The sequence below is a fragment of the Catalinimonas locisalis genome (genome assembly GCF_038039535.1).
Lineage (GTDB): Bacteria > Bacteroidota > Bacteroidia > Cytophagales > Cyclobacteriaceae > Catalinimonas.
Map to the genome: position 1 here is coordinate 121,252 of NZ_JBBPHP010000003.1, position 21,161 is coordinate 142,412.

General features: G+C 44.9%; 13 protein-coding genes. 8 read left to right on the plus strand and 5 right to left on the minus strand.

Annotated elements, in window-relative coordinates; all coding sequences use genetic code 11:
• The first annotated feature begins 90 nt into the window (after window positions 1–90).
• Together WJR50_RS06490 and WJR50_RS06495 are read left to right on the plus strand one after the other, a co-directional pair.
• A complete protein-coding gene (locus tag WJR50_RS06490; protein WP_341292430.1) occupies window positions 91–3,606 on the plus strand; it encodes a molybdopterin-dependent oxidoreductase in 3,516 nt (1,171 codons plus the stop codon).
• Between the two features lie 140 nt (window positions 3,607–3,746).
• Window positions 3,747–5,174: a rubredoxin gene (locus WJR50_RS06495; protein WP_341292431.1), complete on the plus strand. Its 1,428-nt coding sequence runs from the start codon at window positions 3,747–3,749 to the stop codon at window positions 5,172–5,174.
• Window positions 5,175–5,180: 6 nt separating this feature from the next.
• Here WJR50_RS06495 and pdxA read toward each other — a convergent pair whose 3' ends face one another.
• Complete coding sequence (gene pdxA, locus WJR50_RS06500) at window positions 5,181–6,248, minus strand: 4-hydroxythreonine-4-phosphate dehydrogenase PdxA (RefSeq protein ID WP_341292432.1); 1,068 nt, start codon at window positions 6,246–6,248, stop codon at window positions 5,181–5,183.
• Between the two features lie 5 nt (window positions 6,249–6,253).
• Window positions 6,254–7,690: a leucyl aminopeptidase family protein gene (locus WJR50_RS06505; RefSeq protein WP_341292433.1), complete on the minus strand. Its 1,437-nt coding sequence runs from the start codon at window positions 7,688–7,690 to the stop codon at window positions 6,254–6,256.
• 112 nt (window positions 7,691–7,802) lie between these two features.
• On the opposite strand from WJR50_RS06505, the gene rsmA reads away from it, so the two are divergent.
• From rsmA to WJR50_RS06530, 5 genes are all read left to right on the plus strand, one after another.
• Window positions 7,803–8,588 carry a 16S rRNA (adenine(1518)-N(6)/adenine(1519)-N(6))-dimethyltransferase RsmA gene (gene rsmA, locus WJR50_RS06510; protein WP_341292434.1) on the plus strand — a complete coding sequence of 262 codons (786 nt, stop codon included), beginning with the start codon at window positions 7,803–7,805 and terminating at the stop codon, window positions 8,586–8,588.
• Window positions 8,570–9,943: a magnesium transporter gene (gene mgtE, locus WJR50_RS06515; protein WP_445223452.1), complete on the plus strand. Its 1,374-nt coding sequence runs from the start codon at window positions 8,570–8,572 to the stop codon at window positions 9,941–9,943. The genes rsmA and mgtE overlap by 19 nt, the downstream gene beginning before the upstream one ends.
• Window positions 9,944–10,058: 115 nt before the next feature.
• Window positions 10,059–10,988, plus strand: coding sequence for a 2-hydroxyacid dehydrogenase (locus WJR50_RS06520; RefSeq protein ID WP_341292435.1), 930 nt, complete (start codon window positions 10,059–10,061; stop codon window positions 10,986–10,988).
• A 101-nt stretch (window positions 10,989–11,089) separates the two neighbouring features.
• Window positions 11,090–11,932, plus strand: a complete 843-nt coding sequence (locus tag WJR50_RS06525) for a pentapeptide repeat-containing protein (protein WP_341292436.1) — start codon at window positions 11,090–11,092, stop codon at window positions 11,930–11,932.
• Between the two features lie 159 nt (window positions 11,933–12,091).
• Window positions 12,092–15,394 carry a VPS10 domain-containing protein gene (locus tag WJR50_RS06530; protein ID WP_341292437.1) on the plus strand — a complete coding sequence of 1,101 codons (3,303 nt, stop codon included), beginning with the start codon at window positions 12,092–12,094 and terminating at the stop codon, window positions 15,392–15,394.
• A gap of 81 nt (window positions 15,395–15,475) precedes the next feature.
• On the opposite strand, the gene WJR50_RS06535 is transcribed toward WJR50_RS06530, so the two are convergent.
• Both WJR50_RS06535 and WJR50_RS06540 read right to left on the minus strand, forming a co-directional pair.
• Window positions 15,476–18,640, minus strand: coding sequence for a DUF5107 domain-containing protein (locus tag WJR50_RS06535; protein ID WP_341292438.1), 3,165 nt, complete (start codon window positions 18,638–18,640; stop codon window positions 15,476–15,478).
• A 55-nt stretch (window positions 18,641–18,695) separates the two neighbouring features.
• Window positions 18,696–19,133: a Dabb family protein gene (locus tag WJR50_RS06540; protein WP_341292439.1), complete on the minus strand. Its 438-nt coding sequence runs from the start codon at window positions 19,131–19,133 to the stop codon at window positions 18,696–18,698.
• 447 nt (window positions 19,134–19,580) lie between these two features.
• On the opposite strand from WJR50_RS06540, the gene WJR50_RS06545 reads away from it, so the two are divergent.
• A complete protein-coding gene (locus WJR50_RS06545; protein WP_341292440.1) occupies window positions 19,581–19,769 on the plus strand; it encodes a hypothetical protein in 189 nt (62 codons plus the stop codon).
• Here the strand turns inward: WJR50_RS06545 and WJR50_RS06550 are convergent.
• A complete protein-coding gene (locus WJR50_RS06550) occupies window positions 19,766–21,043 on the minus strand; it encodes a beta-1,2-mannosidase (protein ID WP_341292441.1) in 1,278 nt (425 codons plus the stop codon). The two genes, WJR50_RS06545 and WJR50_RS06550, sit on opposite strands and share 4 nt — an antisense overlap.
• Window positions 21,044–21,161 lie beyond the last annotated feature (118 nt).

Consider the following 21,161-nt stretch of genomic DNA (forward strand, 5'->3'; position numbering starts at 1 on the left):
AGAAAGAGCCTGAAGTAGAGCACCTCAGGCTCTTTCTTCTACCGCTAAGTTCATCATCAGCAACATCATTTACCCCGAAACTTCAAAAGTATGACAAATCAAGCTAGCAGCTTTCGTTCTACCTGCTCTTACTGCGGAGTTGGTTGTGGAATTATTGTGAATAAAGACCGTCAGGGAAAAGTAAGCGTCAGCGGTGATCCTGATCATCCTGTGAATAAGGGAATGCTTTGCTCCAAAGGGATGAACCTGAATTATGTGGTGGAGGAACGTAACGACCGCCTCCTGCATCCGCAAATGCGCTGGAGTCGTGCCGCGCCTATGCAAAAAGTCAGTTGGGATACTGCACTGGACAGGGCAGCTGCTGTCTTCAAGTCATTGATCCAAAACTACGGCCCCGACTCCGTAGGCTTTTATGTTTCCGGGCAATGCCTCACCGAAGAATATTATCTGGCCAATAAACTGACCAAAGGTTTTCTGGGTACCAATAATATTGATACTAACTCCCGTCTTTGTATGAGTTCAGCGGTTGCCGGTTATGTCAAAACGCTGGGAGAAGATTCCGTACCTATCTGCTATGATGACATTGAGCAGGCTGACTGTTTTTTCATCGCGGGAGCCAACCCTGCCTGGTGCCATCCTATCCTCTTTCGTCGGATTGAAAAGCACAAAGAGCAGAATCCTGATGCTAAAATTGTAGTGGTAGACCCTCGCAAAACTCAGAGCTGTGCCTTAGCTGACCTGCATCTGCAAATTCGTCCGGGTACTGATACCGTACTCTATCATGCTATTGGAAGATGCCTGATTGAACAGGGTGATATTGACCTGAACTTTATCAAATCGCACACCGATGGCTTTGAAGCCTACCGCAAAGAGGTGATGCAAAAAACTTTACAGGAAGCCGCTGCGATCTGTGACATTTCTATAGACGATATACTACTGGCTGCCAAGTATATCGGCAATGCCAAAGGCTTTCTTACTTTCTGGGCAATGGGGCTTAACCAAAGTGCCGCTGGCGTCAATAAAAACCTGGCCCTGATCAACCTCAACCTGATCACCGGACATATTGGAAAACCCGGCTCAGGACCATTTTCACTTACCGGACAACCCAACGCCATGGGGGGCAGAGAAGTGGGAGGCATGGCCAGTCTGCTGGCAGCCCATAAAAATCTGCTGGATGCAGAACACAGACAGGAAGTAGCGGACTTCTGGGGCGTGGATAGCATTGCCGCCAAGCCCGGTCTCACGGCTACCCAAATGTTTGATGCCTTGCGGGAAGGTAAAATGAAAGCAGTTTGGATAATTTGTACCAACCCATTGGTAAGCTTGCCTGATGCTCGTAAAATAGAAGAAGCACTGGAAAATGCGGCTTTCGTAGTAGTACAAGACATTTCTAACCGTTCCGATACCGTAGCCTATGCTGATCTGGTGCTCCCCGCCGCGGGATGGCTGGAGAAAGAAGGCACCATGACCAATTCGGAGAGAAGGATTAGCTATCTGGAAAAGGCTATTGACTCACCCGGAGAGGCACTTCCTGATGCGGAAATTCTGTGGCGATTTGCGCAAAAGATGGGCTTCCGTGGCTTTGACTATTCTTCTATGGCGGAAGTATATGCCGAACATTGCGCACTTACCAAAGGCACTAATATTGATATTTCCGGCCTGAGTTACGAAGTACTAAAAGAAAAAGGCAGCATGCAATGGCCGGTTCCACAGAAAGGTCATTCGGGAACGGCAAGACTGTTTGAAGACAAGAAATTTTATACGCCCAATCAGCGTGCACAGATACAAAGCAGCGGTGCCGCAAACGCAAGCGAACCCCTTACATCTGACTTTCCTCTGGTGCTGACCACCGGCCGTGTACGTGATCAGTGGCACACCATGACCCGTACTGGAAAAGTACAGAAGCTCAAGAAACACATCAGCCAACCCTTTTTAGAGATTCATCCCTCAGACGCTCTTATTAGAGACATACGCGAAGATGATGTGGTCGTGATTAGTAACCCCCGAGGAGAAGTAAAAGTAAAGGCGAAAATTACCGAAAACATCAAGAAAGGAGTAGTCTTTCTGCCGATGCACTGGGGCAAAATACTGAAGAAAGATTTTGGCAGAGCCAACAATCTTACCAATAATCTTTATGACCCTGTTTCCAAAGAGCCTGACTTCAAATTTTCGGCTGTGCAGGTGGAAAAAGTAAAAAAAGTGCGTCAGAAAATTGTCATTATAGGTGCGGGAGCTGCCGCCTATCGTTTTATCAATACCTATCGGGAGCTGAACGAGGAAGATGAGATACATGTCTTTTCTAAAGAAGAGCACCCTTTTTATAATCGTGTGCTTTTGCCTGAATACATCAACGAAAGCCTGGAATGGCACGATCTGATGAAGTTTAAAACGGCAGAAGAGTTTGACAAACTCCACGTTCACCTGCATCCTTCTAATGCTATCAGCAATATTGATCGGGAGCACAAAACAGTGACCGATGCGCACGGACAAAAACATGCTTACGACATACTGGTGATGGCTACGGGTAGCCGGGCCTTCATACCAGGTGATGTACCCATACATTATCCGGGCATCTTTACCATGCGCAGCCGCGAAAATGCCGATAAGCTCAAGTATTATCTACCTCAAAAGGCTCATGTGATCATCGTAGGCGGAGGTCTTCTGGGCCTGGAACTGGCAGCTTCGCTGCTGGAAATGAACGTAAAAGTGACCATCATACAGCTGGCTTCCCGCCTGATGGAAAGACAATTGGATTATACAGCCAGTAACCTGCTAAGGGAAAAAGTAGAAGAAATGGGTATTCAACTACAAATGAACGACCAGGTGCAGGTAATAGATCCGCATGAAGCCCATCAGCCGATTAAGGTAAGGCTCAAGAGTGGCAAGTCTCTGGATGCTCATGCGGTAGTTTATGCGATCGGCACACGGCCCAATATTGAGATCGCACGCGAAGCACAGCTGGCCTGCGGAAGAGGCGTAAAGGTCAATGACTACCTGCAAACTTCCGACCCCAATATCTTTGCGCTGGGGGAGATCGCTGAACACCGGGAAAAGATGCTGGGCATTACCGCTGCCGCAGAGCAGCAGGCAGATATGGCTGCCCGTTTCATTGCCGGTGACCCTCTGAGCATGTATCAGGGTTCTGTGCCTATGAATATCCTCAAGTTCTCAAATCTGGACTTATGTTCCATTGGTATTCCTGACATACCCCACCAGCATCGTCATGAGTACGAAGAAATATTCTTCCTGGATAAGTCCAAAGTCTATTACAAAAAGTGTATTATCCACAAAGACCGGCTGGTAGGTGCTATCCTGCTGGGGGATAAGTCTGAGTTTGCGGAGTTCAAAAGCCTGATTGAAGAGCAGACAGAACTGGGCGATATGCGGGAAAAACTACTCAGGAGCGGTGGTGCATCAAAGCCTGTAAAAGGTAAGCTCGTCTGCTCCTGCGGAAATGTGGGCAAAGGCAATATCACAGAAGCAATTACGCAGGGTTGCCACGAACTCAGATCGCTTTGCGAAGCTACGGGTGCCGGTCTCGGTTGTGGCAGCTGCAAACCCGAACTCAAAGCCATGATTGATGAGGAACTGATGGCTAAGGTGTAGAGAGTAACGTAATAAAAGATTGAAAGGGGCTAAAAAATTCTATTTGCAATCCTACAATATTAACTTTAAGTATTACATTTCTTGATAGTTCCCACAAACAAATTTGTTGTTTATGAGAACTTCCGATAAAACAAAAAATTATGCTCGTCAGAGTTTTTGCTAAAGGTGGAATTATATCACCTGGTGATTTTTCTAAAGTCATAGAATTGGCGCAGGAGTTAGGCTCAGATTATGTACACCTAGGTGCCCGCCAAGACATTCTTTTCCCTATACGCATTAGTAATATGGAAAAGGTCAATACGCTACTCCAGCAATTACCTCTTCCTTATGAGCATGAGAGTAAAAATTGTGAGAATATTGTAAGCTCCTACGTTACTTTGGATGTAATGCCAGCTACTTCCTGGCTGGCTCCTCATATCTATCACTACATTCTGGATAGCTTTGTCTACGAGCCATCGGATAAAATTAATATCACAGATCCTACACAAGGTATGGTACCGCTGTTTACCGGTAATATTAACTTCATTGCTTCTGGCATTGACAATTACTGGTACTTGTATATCCGCTATTCTGCCCTGGATACTAAGCCCTGGTGTTGCCCGGATCTGATTTATGGATTTGATATCGCAAAAGTCGCAAAAGCTATTGAGGAGCTTAGGCCAGTAAAAAACCTTATTCCTCTGGCAGATATTTATGCTCGGATCAAGTCTGAATTACACTTCAATACTCGCAAAATTGAGCAGCCTTTGGAGTATCCGGAAATGATCTTTCCATATTTTGAAGGCATCAACCGAACAGAAAGCGATAAATACTGGATGGGACTCTACTGGCGTAATAACCGGTTTACCATCAAGTTTTTGGAGGTCTTCTGCAACCAATGTCTTAAAACCAATATTGGCATCATCTGCCTTACGCCCTGGAAATCTATCCTGATTAAAGGGGTGATGGAAAAGGATAAGCTGGAGTGGGAGAAAATCCTTGGAAAGTACGGCATCAATATGCGCCACTCTTCTCTGGAGCTTAACTGGCACCTTCCCGTAGCTGATCAGGATGCTTTGGAACTGAAGAATTATCTGGTACGTGCGCTTGACCAGCAGGACATCAGCACCTACGGACTATCATTTTCTATTAAGACACAGAAGCATGTCGTGCTGTTTACTTCTATCGTTATAGAAAGAGAAGAACCTGAAAATGAAGAAGATGCCTATCAATACAACATCTTATATGCTAAAGATTTTAACCCAAACTTTTTTGAGTATTACTATTATACCCGGGCGGTCAATCGTGATATTATCCCTTCTTTGCTCATTGAGCTGAGCAAGAAATATTACGAACAACTCAACACCAAAAAAGTAGCTTCTGCCTCAGAAAAAAGCCAGCCTCATCAGGAATCACATAAGCTGGTTTTTCAGTGCAGCGAATGTCTGAGTATTTATGATGAAGCTTATGGAGATACGCTGGCCAAGGTTCCTGCGGGCACTCCCTTTTCATTACTGCCCGACAGCTTTAGATGTTCGGTATGTGGAAGTCCTAAATCCAAATTCAGACAGGTAGAACTTTCCAAGTAAATGCTCTTATTCGTCGGGCATCTGTTCTTGCCGGGCTTTGATTACATCGCATGCCAGATAGAGCGCTTCGCGCATGGAAACCTCGCTGGCTTCTCCTTTTCCGGCTATATCATAAGCGGTACCGTGATCCGGTGAAGTGCGAACTACCGGTAAACCGGCCGTAAAATTAACGCCCTGCTCAAAAGCCATTGTCTTGAAAGCTACTAGACCCTGATCGTGATACATGGCCAGTATGCCATCATACTTTTTGAACATACTTACTCCAAAAAAACCATCGGCTGGGAATGGACCGAAGATCAACTTACCTTCCTCTTTAAGCTCCTGAATCACCGGCCTGATAATTTCCTGCTCTTCGGAACCTAATAGACCATCCTCTCCGGCATGAGGATTTAGACCTAAAACCGCGATTTTGGGTTTGAGAATACCAAAATCTAGCTTCAGCGATTCTTCCATTACCTTCAGCTTACGGCGGATGAGGTCACGGGTGAGGTGATTGCTTACTTCACTGAGCGGAATATGGCCGGTAGCTACTCCTACCCTCAGTTGATCATGCACCATCATCATAAGCATATCTTTAGCCTCAAAGGTTTGGGCAAAAAACTCAGTATGTCCGGCAAACTTAAATTCTTCGTTCTGGATATTATGCTTGTTGATGGGCGCTGTTACGATAGCATCCGTGTAATCATCTTTAAGGGCCTGGGTAGCTTCTTTTAAGGATAGCCAGGCTGCTTCCCCTGCTTCATTTGTAACTTTACCAACTTCTACGACTACCTGCTGCCAGCAGTTGATGACATTGACTTTGCCATAAGCAATTTCGTCCAGTGATTTGATGGTCATGAAGTTGAAGCTATCTTCCAGGTTCAAATTCTTACGGTAAAAAGAAACCACTTTGGAGGAGCCAAAAATAACAGGCGTCATCATATTCAGCATGCGTTTATCCGCCAGTGCTTTGATCACTACTTCTGGCCCTATACCATTGAAATCTCCCAAACTGATACCCACCACCGGAAGCTCTCCTTTTTTCTTTCGCTGAACTTTTTGTGGTTTATTTATTGATAATTCTGTTTTTTCCATGATCTCTATTTCGCCAGTGTTTTAAGAAACTGATACAAAAGTCGTACGCCTGCCCCACTTCCGTTTTTTCCTTTGTAAACATCAGGGGCTTCCAAAAAAGCTGAGCCCGCAATGTCCATATGTATCCAAGGATAGTCTGTAAAGTGTTTCAGAAACATACCTGCGGTAATGGCTTCTGCCATTCGTCCTCCAATATTTTTAAGGTCAGCGATATCGGATTTAAGGTATTCGCGATATTCCTCCCATAAAGGAAATTCAACGATACGCTCGTAGGTTTCGTTTCCTGCCAGTTTGAGTTGCTGCTTCATTTCCTCATCTGCGGTACTCATCATCACTATACCTTCTTTACCGAGTGCCATAGCCGCTGCTCCGGTAAGGGTAGCCAGATCAATAACCAATTCCGGCTTGTATTTTTTAGCATACACCAGCGCATCGGCCAGGATTAAGCGTCCTTCAGCATCGGTATTCAGTACTTCTACGGTGGAACCGTCAGAGATGGTAATTACATCACCGGGCGTAATGGCATTGCCTCCGGGACGATTATCAGTAGAAGGAATCAAACCTACCAGGTGGATGGGTAATTTATTCTTGACCACTGCCATAAATGCCCCGGCTACCGCAGCCGCACCTCCCATATCCGATTTCATCATCATCATGGAGTTGGAAGGTTTAAGGCTAAGCCCACCTGTATCATAGGTGACGCCTTTGCCTACCAGTACATAAGGTTTTTTATTGACAGCTTTTTCAGGCTTATATTCCAGCACATTGAAGGTTGGTGGATCTACACTTCCTGCATTTACAGCCAGAAGCCCGCCCATTTTCAATGCTTTGATCTTATCCTTACCAAAAACCTCTACCTTAAAGCCAAGCTCTTTGCCGGCTTTCCTCAGAGATTTGCCAAGTTGCTCCGCACTCAATGAAATCAACGGCTCATTGACCAGATCACGTGCGTAGAACGTAGCATCTACAAGGTTACTGACTTCCTCCAAGGCCTTCTTTTTCAGATCAGTGTGGATGATGGTCAGCTCTTTAAATACGCTTGCATTTTTCTCTTTAGCAGCGGATTTATATTTATCAAAACTATAGGTTGAGAGTAATAATCCTTCGCTGATATCCAGAAGGTCTTGTACATCCGCAGTAGTGCTAAGTTGCAGATTTTCCAGTGACTCACTCCGGACGATATTCGCCAGATCAAAACCCTTCTTGCGATAATATTCTCGCTTCAAATGGTTTTCCTGCTCCTCGGCAGGTGCTATAAAATACAGCATGCGTGCATACTGATTGACAGCCACCAGGCCTGTTTTATCCTTCAGCTTTCTCTTCACGTATTGCTTTTCCGCATCATTTTGGCAGTAGCCGGAAGCCTCCTCCTGGCTGGTGAGTAAGACTGCCAGAGTCACGTTTTTTTTAACTTCTTTAGCCTGCTTTAGCTTTACTGACATAAAAAATCTCTTATTTTACGGCGCAATTTAACAATGCTTTTTTAATAAAGAGGATTATTGCTCACCTTTCTATTTTGAGCTTAACAAAGCATAAACCTGAGAAGCTAATACTGTGGTAAGACCAAAAAAACATCTGGGACAACATTTTTTGAAGGATAAAAACATCGCTTCCAAGATTGTTCAAAGCCTGACGCTGCACAGAGACTACCGGCAGGTATTGGAGATTGGTCCCGGCACCGGTGTACTTACACAATTTCTCGTACAGGATGAGCGCTTTACTACTTCCCTTATAGAACTGGACACAGAATCCGTGCATTATCTGCAGGAGCATTATCCTGATCTGAAGCCCCGCATCTTCTCCAAAGATTTTCTCAAAACTGACCTACTGGCATTGATGCAGGAGCCTTTCGCGGTGATCGGCAATTTCCCCTACAATATATCCTCGCAGATTTTCTTCAAAATTCTGGATATCAAAAACGAAGTTCCTGAGATCGTCTGCATGCTGCAAAAAGAAGTGGCCGACCGCCTCAAATCTCCTCCCGGAAGTAAGGCTTATGGCATACTGAGTGTGTTACTACAAGCCTATTATGACATTGATTACCTCTTTACCGTAGAGCCGGGTGTATTCAACCCGCCTCCTAAGGTACGCTCCGGTGTAATCCGACTGAAGCGTAATGAAAGACAGCAACTTGCCTGTGATGAGGTGCTTTTCAGGAGGGTAGTCAAACAAAGTTTTCAAACCCGCCGCAAGACCTTGCGCAATGCATTGAAACCTCTAAATTTGCCCGAAACAATTAGGCAGCTTAATACCTTAGATTTACGGGCAGAGCAATTATCCGTCAATGATTTTGTAGAACTCACGCTAAAAATAGAAGAGTCTTGGAAACAGGAGCCATAATGCATTTTGAGGTATCGCAGGAGTATCTGGAGTGGCTGAGAGCAGCCATACGACAGGACGATGCACAGTCTGTACAGGAGAGTATGGAAGATGCCAACCCTCCTGATATCCTTACTGTGCTCTATGAGCTGAACACCGAAGAATCCAAGTACGTGATTAAGCTGCTGGATGAGGAGCGGGCAGCTGATATCATCGTAGAAATTGAGGATGAGCAGCAAACTGCTTTCCTGAGAAACTTTACTTCCGAAGAAGTAGCCCGCTTTATAGACTACCTGGACTCTGATGACGGAGCCGATATTCTCAACCGCCTCCCTATACAGACCCGCGAAGAGGTCATTGACAAAATGGAGAATGCCGAAAAGGCCCGCAATGTCAAAGACCTGATCCGCTATGAGGAAGATCGGGCCGGTGGTCTGATGGCCAAGGAGCTAATCAAAGTCAACATTGACTGGACCGTAAGGCAGTGTATAGAAGAAATCCGGCGGCAGGCAGAAAATGTAGAGAAAGTCTATTCTGTCTATGTGGTAGACAAGCAAAACCACCTGATCGGCAAAGTATCCCTCAAACGGATCGTGCTTTCTAATGACGACACCAAAGTCGCAGATATTTACGATGAAGAGGTGGTTTCTGTAGAAACTTATCAGGAAGAGGAGGAAATAGCCGATATCATGCGTCGCTATGACCTGGAAGCTATTCCGGTAGTAGACATCATGCATCGCCTGGTAGGCCGCATTACTATTGACGATGTAGTGGATGTCATTACTGAAATGGCGGAGCAGGAGCGACAGATGATGGCCGGTATCTCTGAAGATGTGGAAGAACGCAGCGGAAGTGTATGGCTGCTCTCCCGGGCACGTCTTCCCTGGCTGGTAATCGGTATGGTAGGAGGTCTTTTAGGCGCACAGTTTATCGGAATTTTTGAAAAAGATATTGCGCTGGTTCCGGCCATGGCCTTTTTTATACCCCTGATCACCGCTACCGGTGGTAATGTGGGTATTCAGTCTTCCTCTCTGGTGGTGCAGAGCCTGGCCAATACTTCAGTCTTTACTGATAGCCTCGGCAAACGATTGGGTAAAGTACTGCTGGTAGCTTTGGTAAATGGTCTGGCACTCGCTGCCCTGGTATTTTCTTTCAATCTGCTCTTTGGCGAAAAGCTGACCTTGGCTGCCGTAGTAGCCATTGCATTGTTCAGCGTGGTTTTGCTAGCCTCGCTCATGGGTACCATTACGCCACTCATATTAGATAAGCTCGGTGTCAATCCGGCTTTGGCTTCCGGTCCTTTTATTACTACCGCCAATGACCTTTTGGGCCTAGCTGTCTATTTCTCAGTAGCCCATGCATTGTATGGATTTTAACTATTTTTGGTATCATGGTTCTTGGTGTTATAGTAGAATATCTTTCTTCAACATTATGCTCTGACTGTCAAGAACTATAACACTCTCGCACCATAGCACTTTAACACTATAAAAAATGAAAACCTGCCTTATTATAGATTTAATGCACGAAAGTATCCTCTCACTTCTCCAGCAAATTGGTTGGCAGGCAGACTACCGTCCGGAGATCAAGCGAGAAGAAATCCTACAGGTCATTCACCAGTATGAAGGTTTGATCGTAAGGAGTAAAACTACTATTGACAAAGAAATCGTTGATCGTGCAGAAAAACTGCAATGGATCGGACGGGCCGGTGCCGGACTGGATCAGTTGGATGTAAATGCTCTGGAAGCCCGAAATATCAAAATTGTCAATGCTCCGGAAGGTAATCGGGATGCTTTGGGTGAGCATGCCATTGCGCTGCTGCTAAGCCTGTTCAATAAAATCCATATGGCCGACCGCCAGATTCGCAAAGGCACCTGGGACAGAGAAGGAAACCGGGGCGTGGAACTCATGGGCAAAACTGTGGGAATCATTGGTTATGGCTTTATGGGGCAGGCTTTTGCACGTCGCCTACAAGGATTCAGTGTAAAAGTATTGGCTTATGATAAATATAAAGAAAGCTATGGTGATGAGTATGCTCAAGAAGCCAGCCTGAATGAGATCTTTGAGCAGGCAGACGTACTGAGCCTGCATGTTCCTTTGACGGAAGAAACCTACTATATGATTGACCATCAGTTTCTACAAAAGTTCAGAAAAGACATTTACCTACTCAACACTGCACGCGGCAAGAACATTAGCTTCAAAACATTAGTAGAAGCCCTGGAAAATGGTAAGTTAAAAGGAGCAGCGCTGGACGTATTGGAAAATGAAAAAATAACACAATTCACCACTGAGCAGCAGCATTATTTCAATTTACTTATCCATCATGACAATGTTATTTTCACCCCTCACGTTGGCGGATGGACATTTGAGTCTTATGAGAAGATCAACAAAACTCTGGTAGAGAAAATCAAATCTTTAAACTAAGAGACTTTGTGTGATGTGAGTTTTGCTTAGATTTCCAAAATGATTTCATATCCCTGAGTGTTAAATTGCAAGATATTGCATACAACAATTGCGCTGCAGGCATGAAATATTCGGGAAGATACAGGCACATTATTGACCGCTGTAAGTCCATTATGGAACGACCGGTCACTATTTCACTCTTCGTACTCCTGTGTCTTTCTGTTTTGGTTCTTTCTTTAAGCTATGGCTACTATAAGCACGATTTTTATGAGTTTTGGGGACAAGTACTGGCCGAAGCCCACGGCATGCTCTTTGACATTGCCGTCATTGGTATTCTGATCTACTGGCTCAACGAACGGGGGCAGAAAAGACAGGCCATTCGTACTTACCGGGATGAGATTGAGGACTTCCGTACCTGGCAATCAGAGGAAGCGGCCTTTCGTACGGTAGGTAATATCAAAAGGCTAAACCGAGAGAAAATCTATAGTATTGATCTGGTAGACTGCTACCTTACGCGTACTAACCTCAGCCATGTGGTGCTCAAATCGGCTAACCTGAATAATGCCAATGTTACGCATGCCAACCTGATAGAGTGTAATCTGGAAGGGGCCCGCCTCAACCAAACCAACTTTGAAGGCTCTAATCTTAATCAGGCTCACCTCAAGCACGCCTATGCCAGTGGTGCCTCCTTCAAAGACACTTACCTTATCAAAGCCAATTTACAAGCTGCTTTCCTGATCAGGTCTGACTTTGAGAATGCATTTATGATGGAAGCAGACCTGAGAGATACTTATGTGGTAGGTGCCAACTTTAAAAATGCCAATCTCTATAAAGCAGATTTGAGAGGTGCTGAAGGCCTCACGCTAGAGCAGCTTGCCCAGGCCAATACGCTTCATCAAGCCTTGCTGGATGATGATCTGATGGAACAGATCAAGGAAAGTCACGCTACCCTACTGGCTCGCTAGCACAAAAATTAATTCTTCGTTTCTTAGAATTACTTTCTTAACCGAGCTGATATTTCAGCTTCAGCCAAATTATTTATTATATTGACCTCATAAAGTCTAAGGAATAACCTTACCTATATTTCATCATTTTTTTCCTAACCTTAATTTATACAGCACTTTATGAGAACATTCTTACACTACACAACAGCACTACTGCTGTGTCTGCTTTTGTTTCATCCACTTATGAGTCAGCGAAACAGGGCAAATTCTTCTTCCGAAGTTCCCATGTCAGCCTCCACCTTTGAAGGGCTGGAACTGCGCAATATTGGCCCGGCTTTTATGTCAGGGCGTATTGCTGACCTGGCTATTCATCCGGAAGATCCGAGCATCTGGTACATCGCCGTAGGTTCGGGCGGCGTCTGGAAAACTGTCAATGCCGGAACCACCTTTGAGCCCATTTTTGATGAACAGGATTCATATTCTATCGGCTGTGTCAGTATAGATCCCTCCGATCCGGATATCATTTGGGTAGGAACCGGTGAGAATGTAGGCGGGCGCCACGTGGGCTATGGAGATGGCGCTTATCGTAGTGAAGACGGCGGACAGACCTGGCAAAATATGGGACTGCCAAATTCTGAGCATATTTCTAAAATCATTGTACATCCTGAAAATTCTGATATTGTCTGGGTGGCTGCTCAGGGTCCGCTATGGAATAAAGGAGGAGAACGCGGCCTTTACAAAACTACTGATGGCGGTAAGAGTTGGACCAAAAAACTAGGCGATGATGCATGGACAGGCGTCACCGACTTGCTTATTGATCCTCGGAACCCTGATCAATTATATGCGGCTACCTGGCAGCGCCATCGTACAGTAGCGGCTTATATGGGAGGCGGTCCGGGCACAGGTATCTACCGCTCTACCGATGGCGGCGAAAGCTGGGAAGAACTGACTAATGGTCTGCCTGAATCAGATATGGGAAAAATTGGTCTGGCGATCTCACCCCAGCAACCAGATATTGTCTATGCAGCCATAGAACTGGACCGGGGCACAGGAGGCATTTATCGCTCTGCCGACCGGGGAAGTAGCTGGGAGAAAAGATCTGATGTGGTTTCCGGTGGTACCGGACCGCATTACTATCAGGAACTCTATGCTTCACCCCATCATTTTGAGCGCATCTACCTGGCTGATGCCACCATGCAGGTTTCAGACGATGGAGGAAAAACCTTTACAGACCTCAACACCCAATTCCGACATGGTGATAATCACGCCCTTACTTTCAAAAAAGATGATCCTGACTACCTTATGATTGGTACTGATGGCGGAGTTTATGAAAGTTTTGACCTGGGGAAAACCTGGCGTTATATGCAGAATCTGCCCCTTACCCAATTTTATAAAATTGCCCTTGACGATACCGAGCCTTTCTATAAAATCTACGGTGGCACCCAAGACAATGGTTCTCAGGGTGGTCCATCACGCACCGACAATGTGCAGGGCATCCAGAATTCAGATTGGAAACTGGTACTCAACTGGGATGGACATCAGCCTGCTACTGAGCCGGGCAACCCCAACATAGTGTATGCCGAGCGTCAGCAGGGAGCACTTTCCCGTCTGGATATGAAAACCGGTGAAGTCATTGACATCCAGCCCCAGCCCAGAGCCGATGAGGACTACGAACGCTTCAACTGGGACGCTCCCATTCTGGTAAGTCCGCATGATCCGGCCAGCATTTATTTTGCTTCGCAACGGGTTTGGAAATCTGACAATCGGGGTGACGAATGGGAAGCGATTTCTGGTGATTTGACTAAAGATCAGGAACGCATAGAACTACCGATTATGGACAAAACCCAAAGCTGGGATGCTGCCTGGGATGTAGGAGCGATGTCCAACTACAACACCATCACTTCTTTGGCAGAATCTCCTGTGCAGGAAGGAATCGTATACGCTGGTACGGATGATGGAATTGTACAGGTGACGGAAGACGGAGGGCAGAACTGGCGTAGAATAGATGTAGGCAGCATGCCCGGAGTACCTGCTACCGCTTTTGTCAATGATATTAAAGCGGATCTGCATGATGCCAATACTGTTTATGTAGCCCTGGATAATCATAAGTACGGTGACTTTTCGCCTTATCTGATGAAAAGCACAGATCGTGGAAAAAGCTGGCAATCCATTCGGGGCAACCTTCCCGACCGTACACTGGTATGGCGACTCGTGCAGGATCATGTGAAGCCCGAGCTTATGTTTGCCGCTACTGAATTTGGCGTTTACTTTACTGTAGATGGCGGGCAGCGCTGGGTAAAACTTGAAGGTGGTGTACCTACCATTTCTTTCCGAGACTTAGCAATTCACAAAAGAGAAAATGATCTGGTAGCTGCTTCTTTTGGCAGAGGTATTTTTATTCTGGACGATTATACTGCGTTGCGTGGTGTATCTGATCAGCAACTGATGGCAGAAGCCACCCTCTTTCCTGCCCGCAAAGCCCTATGGTACATTCCCCGCTCCGACATTGATTTTGAGGATAAAAAAGGTTCTTTGGGTGATGCTCATTTCGTAGCACCCAACCCTGACTTTGGAACCATTTTTACTTATTACCTCAAAGATGGACTTAAGACACGGGAAGAGGTTCGTGTAGAAAAAGAAAAAGCATTAAAACAAGAAAATCAGGATATTCCTTTCCCTGGCTGGGAAGCAGTGGAAGGTGAAAGAAGAGAGCAGGCACCTCAGATCTTGCTCACCATACAAGACACCAATGGTAATACGGTTCGCCGTATTGAAGGTCCTGTGACTTCGGGCTTCCATAGAATCGCCTGGGATCTTCGCTATCCTGCCCCAGAGCCTCTGCAAATGGATAGTGAAGCCGGAGAAAGTCAAGGTATGATGGCTGCTCCCGGTACATATACTGCTTCACTTTCTAAAAAAGTGGATGGTGAAGTTACAACACTTTCTGAACCCATCACTTTTGAAGTAGAACCTCTGTATGATGGAACGCTTGAAGGCGCGCCTGCCGGTCAGGTGGCTGAGTTCTGGAGAGAATATGAAGGTACTTACCGAGCAGTGAGTGCGGTAGGCGTTTCGTTAGACAATGCCCTGACCAAAGCGGAGCGTTTGCAGTTGGCACTGGAACGCTCTACCACTGCTCCCGGTGAGTTTGATGCACAAATGTATAATTTACAGCAGTCACTGATGGATCTGGACGAAGAGCTAAATGGTAATCGGGCTAAGCAGGAAATTGGTGAGAAAACCAAACCTACCATAAGCGAAAGGCTTTTTGCAGTGGAAAGAGGGATCAGTCATTCTACTTATGGCCCTACCCCTACCCATCAGCAAAGCCTGGCGATCGTTAAAGAGCAATTGCAGGACATCCAGAACAAACTCAAATCAGCCCAGAGTGAGATGGCAGAGATCTCTGCTGAACTTATGGAAAACGGAGCCCCCTGGATAGAAGGTGAAGCTTTACCGCCAGTTGGACCGGAGAAAAATTGATATTTCATTTGGCTCTGCCAAAGCATTGGTCTTTGGCAGAGTTTTATTTCTCTCTCCAACTTCTGGTTGAACAAACGCCGACTAATTGGCTGTAGCCTGCATAATTTTGTCAATCATCTCATAACGATTATTGCTGAGCTTAGGCTGAACAGTTGATTTGGCTGCTTCATCATTGGTCCAGGCCGCTATTACCCATTTTGCCTCCGGGCTATCAGCATCTTCCAGTTGTGACAGCACTTTAGCAATCTCCTCTGTCTTTCCCAGTTTTTTCAGTGCTCCCAGCAGTAAGAGATTATTGACTCCATCATCACCACTATTCTCGTAGCGTTGAACAATTTGCTGTAAGTGCTGATCGGCTTTCTGCATCTGCCCAAGCCGTTGGTAAGCATGTGCCAGCAGCAAGTCCTGTTCACTCACATCAGGATGATAAGGCTTTCCTACCCCCAGATTCTCCGGCCATTCCAAAGACGCCTGAAGGGTTTTGACAGCCTTTTTGTAATTATTTTTATCCATTTGGGTCATGGCAGCCATTAGATGTGCTCTTTCATAAATCGCTCTTCCCTCAGAAGCACCTTCGTAGGGCAGTACCTGGATGTTATCCAGCAAAGCTATACACTGCTCGTATTTTTCATTGTGCAACAAGGCCTGGGCATAGTCCATCCCAATCACATAGTTGTCAGGAAACTTGCGATTAGCCTGCTCGGCCATTTTCAATTCTTCCTCATACTTTTCCTGCCTGTTCAGGTACTGCAATAGTAAATGCCAGCTATTCCAAAATCCCTCATCCAAAGTCAGGGCTTTACGCAAATCCTCTTCTTTATCTTTTCCTTCTGTCTTTTCCAGCAAGTCAGCTCTGCTCAGGTAGAAGGGAGCATAATCCGGCTGCTCACCACAGGCTTTAAATTGTTCAGCAGCTTTTTCCAATTGATTTTTAGCCCAATAATTCAATCCCAGATAATAATGCAGCTTCCACTGCTTTTGCTGGTTGACTGCCCATTCCAGTACTTTTAAAGTTTCACTGCGAAAAGGTGCTACAAAATCAGCTGGTTGAGCTACTGCCTCTGCCAGATATTTTTGACTTGCTTCCGTATTATCTCTATGAAGATAGGCCAGCCAGAGTGCTGCTATAGGGTTTTTGGGAGATTGCTGCAGTACAGTCTGAGCATCTTCCTGCTGTCCCAATTTCAGGTAATCCATGGCCATTTCCAGATAAGTCTGTGCAGAAAATTCATTTTGAATACTAGATTTGAATTGCTCCAGACTCTGAGCTTTATTATCCAATAGGTAAGTTTCAAAGCGGGCAAAGTGATTCAGGGGATCCAACTCTAAAATCTGATCAAGCACTTCTCGAGCAGAGGTCTCATTTTTGTTTTTTCGGTGAATCACCGCCAGACTTTGCAGCCCACTGATGTTATAAAGGTTATAATCCAGCGCCTGCTGCGCGTAATGTGCTGCACGCTCAACCTCCTGAGATTGCATATAAATTTCTGCCATCTGGGCATAAGCGGCAGAACGATATTCCATAGAGCGGGCAGCCCATCCCAGCGCTTCCAGGGCATTTACCTTGTCTTCTAAAGCTTTGTAAATAATTCCCGCTATATAATTGGCGTCAAAGTCATAAGTATCAGCTTTCAAAGCATGATTGACCTGTTCCAGAGCCTCTTCATACCGGGCATTCTGGTAATGTAATTCTGCCAGGGCTACACGCGCATGATAAAGGGCTGGATCTTCCTGCAGACTGGCCTTCAGCTTTTCTTCTGCCTGCGCATAATTACGGTTTTTCATCAAAGACTTTCCTGCGTAATACAATTGATAAGCCTGGGTAGGTTGAATATCTGCATCGCTTTCAAAAGGGCGTTTCAGGTCATTTTTTTCTTCCAGAGCAGTGGAGAAAATGACTTCATTACCGATGCTGATTACTAAACCCTGATCTTCTATAGTTATATTTAAAGTATGCTGGAAAACTTCCATAGGCTTTAGCGACACAGCTTGTTGAAAGATGATTTCGTCACCCGATTTCACCGTCAGGGCATCATCAATTTGCTGAAAAGCGTTGAAGCCGATAGCCAATCCATTTTCTGTTTCTTCCACATTGACTGCTCCTAAAGGAGAGGCCGCGCTGATACCTCCGATTTCTTTGACCGGAAACCACAGTTCATGCCACTGATCCGTTACATAAGGACCAAAATCCACCTCACTGATAGGATTGACCTGGCTGGAATAAGAATACTGATTCAGCAAGCGGCCAGCCTGAAATTCAATGTACTGCCCATCGGTATCGGTAAGCAGGTCTTCCCAGATTGCGCCGGAGCGGGACAAAGCCCAAATCCATAGCTTCTGGCCGGGCATTTCTTCATACAGTGACCAATGGCCGAAGCCAAAATCCTTTTCATGCCAGTATCCCCCAAAAAAATCGTGGTAGTTGCCTACCACATGATAAGACTTACTGCCCCCAAAATCATTGTTCTTATACATTTCCAGGTCTCTGCCTTCCTGATCTATAGGCCAGGGATGTACCTCTCCGCCATGCCCCAGGTAGGAGTCTCCGGGATAAAATAATTCAAGATCCGGAGCAGCCAGAGCTGCCGCAGTCATCCAGTTATAATAGGCCTGATGTGCAGGAGTTGGATTGTACCATAAGGCTTGTGTTTCAAAATACGCTTTGTCTGCCGGCAAGGTGATTTTTACACGCCACTGCGTTCGGGAAGGAAGATCAATGGTGCCTACGGTACAGCTTACGCTACCGTCCTCATTTTCTTCAATAATATAATCTACTGGCGATGCTGTGGAAGGGGCATGCCCGATAATTCCGAAATTAAACTCAATTCCTCCTGAAGTCCAGGGACCCCGCATGGCGATATTACGAAACTTCATCACCTCGTTGCGGTAGATAAATTCTTCACCGGTCTCCTTCTCAATCGCTCCCCATACTTTGCCCCCTGACTCAGGTAATACAAAAACCTGTATATAATCATTTTCCATCGTTACTACTTTCCACTCCTGTTCTTTCCCCTCATGACTGTAACCGGTAAACTGATGATAAGGGTAGATTTTGGGATTGAATGTCAGGGCAGGGACAGGATTGGGATCAGAAAAAGGATAGGTTTTGATCATTCTGCTTTCCTCCTGGATGGTAGCCTTTTGAGCTTTGAGCGGGAAGAAACAGAAGATGAAAGTGCTGGTAAAGATCACATATTTGAAAAGAATAAGTTTGGTACTTGAAGCAGCAAAACAGTTAACATGCATCTTGAATTGTATTAGATAGTTTATTGAAAAATAAGATTGTAGAGATACAACACAACTATTCTCTCACCAGTGAATTCAGCACAATCACATTTGCCCAGATGTCTTTATTAGCCTCAATAAAACGCTGGTGTACCGGGTGATTGAAGTATTCTTCAATGGCTTCTTCGCTCTCAAAAGTAGAATAGTGCAGCACATCAAATTCGCCGGTATTTTCATATTCAGCCGGGAAAGTTTCACCTGCCCTATAAGATAATATTTGTGGAATGCTATCCTGAAGAGAGGCAAAATAATCCATGTGCTTTTGAATAGCCTCCTCAGAAGCATCTTCCTTAAACTTAAAAGCGACAATCCGCTGAATTGGCGGTGGCTCTTCTGACAAAGCAGGCGTAATTTTCGGTTCTACTTCCGGTTGTGTCTGTTCACTCACCCGGCTATCCTGAGGCTGGCAAGCTATGATTAATAATAATCCAATTAAGCTTAGATACTTCTGCATGTGCTAGGGGTTTTAATTAACAATATGGCGTTCATGTCAATGTATAACTTTGCGGAGGTAGGTACTCAGCCTAATACCAATTGTAAGAGGTGAATTTGTATAGCGAGCACCTTTCTACAGTGTCTAAAGCAAAGAAAGAATGTTGCTTCCTTTTCTATTTAAAATTCGTTCTTCTTCAGGAAGAGAAGAAATTAACTTCTTATCTGTTTACATTTAGCACTTTTTTTGTTCCCGTTTCTAAATCTTACTAAGTCATAAAATAGCTGATTTGGTAAACTTTGGTGCGAAAAACCAGTATACAATCATTGTAATAGAGATTAGATAAATGCTTTTTGTTATATTTTATACATTAAAAATGTAACTTTTTATTGTTTTAAACATTAATTATCACTATTTTTATAAAATATTACATATAAAGTATTTTTTTAGTTATAAAAGTGTATAGATATGAGTACTAGATCTGCATTAGAATTAAAAGTTAGAATCACCATAGTATTACTTCTTTGGGCTGCCATCTGCCTTACTACTTTCTCTGGGCGTTCAACTATTCTTAATAGTAAGCTCAAAAGTGACACAAAGCAGAACGAAAAGAATTTGCCTGAGTATGTGATGAACTGGGATAAGCTGAACGATTAATTATTCAGTTTATCCCTGATTAGTTTCAGTCTTTCCACCGACTGGACCATTGCTCTTACTGTGTGATAGTTCACTTTCCAGGAGTGACTCATATGGGTCCAGATAGGCTTCCCTTCGCGGGATAACAAAGGCCACCATTCTCCTACCGGATGATGAATCATCTTATCAAATACAAAACGGTGAACGTTTTCATACACTCCCAAATATTTTTCATCACCGAAAGTAAGGTAAGCCTGTAACATTCCGATCAGCACTTCCGCCTGCTGCCAGAATTCTTTCTCACGGTCGTATACCTCTCCGGCATGCGAACCTTCTACGTAAACTCCACCATACTCTTCATCTATCCCATAATTTACCGCATGATCGTAAGAGGCTTTGAGCACCGTGCCAAACTCTTTTGTATCAATTTTCAATACCTTTAAGGCATGGGTGAAAAGCCAGGCAAATTCCACATTATGCCCGTAACTGGTATTATCATCTGCCTGCTTTTTGGCTCCATCCTCCGTAAAGCGGTCCCAGCCCCAGACAATATCAAATTTGATCTGAGGAGCCACTTCCCAGTTTGGATAAAACTGAGGTACTCCCGTATGATATTCTGGGTGTAATATCCTTTTGAGCATAATGTCAATCACTTCCAGCAGTTTGCGACGATGTACAGGAAGCTGACTGCATTCATAAAGACTGCTAAAAGCCTCCATGAGGTGCATATGTACATCCAAAGTCTTGCGGTCACCCCCCGCGGCTCCCGGTCCTTTGAGTTGCCAATCACGGGTAAACATTTCAAAATAACCGCCATACATAGTGTCAGCACAGTACTTCTGGATCAGGTCAAAGACTTTGCAGGCATACTCCAGCCCTATATCATCGCCCGAAGCCATCGTATATTCGCAAAGACTATAAATAGCAAAGCTATGGCCGTATAGTATTTTCTCATCTATTGTGACATTGGCTTTACGATCCAGCAGCCAGTAAAAACCACCATATTCGCGATCCCACATATGGTTTACCAGGAAGTCTACCCCATGCCTTGCATATTCCAGACATTTACCCTCTCCATAGCCTGCCCGATGGGCTGAAGAAAAAGTGTATACGCAGCGTGTTTGGGCAATTAATGATTTTTCATCTGTGCCAGCATCTTTACCGTCTTTATCAAAGTGGGTGATGAAGCCTCCGTGCTGCTCATCTTTACTACGGTCGAGCCAGAAAGGAAGTAGCTCTTGTTTTAAGTGCTGCTCTGCCTCTTGGAGAAACCCTTGGATTTGCTGTTGATTCATATAAGTTCAGGTTGTTAGTATAGTGCTAAAGCTAAATGAATGTAAAAAGAAAACCAATGAGGGAGTACCCAAAACATAGGGTATGGCCAAACATTTTTGTAAATTCAGAAGAAGGTCA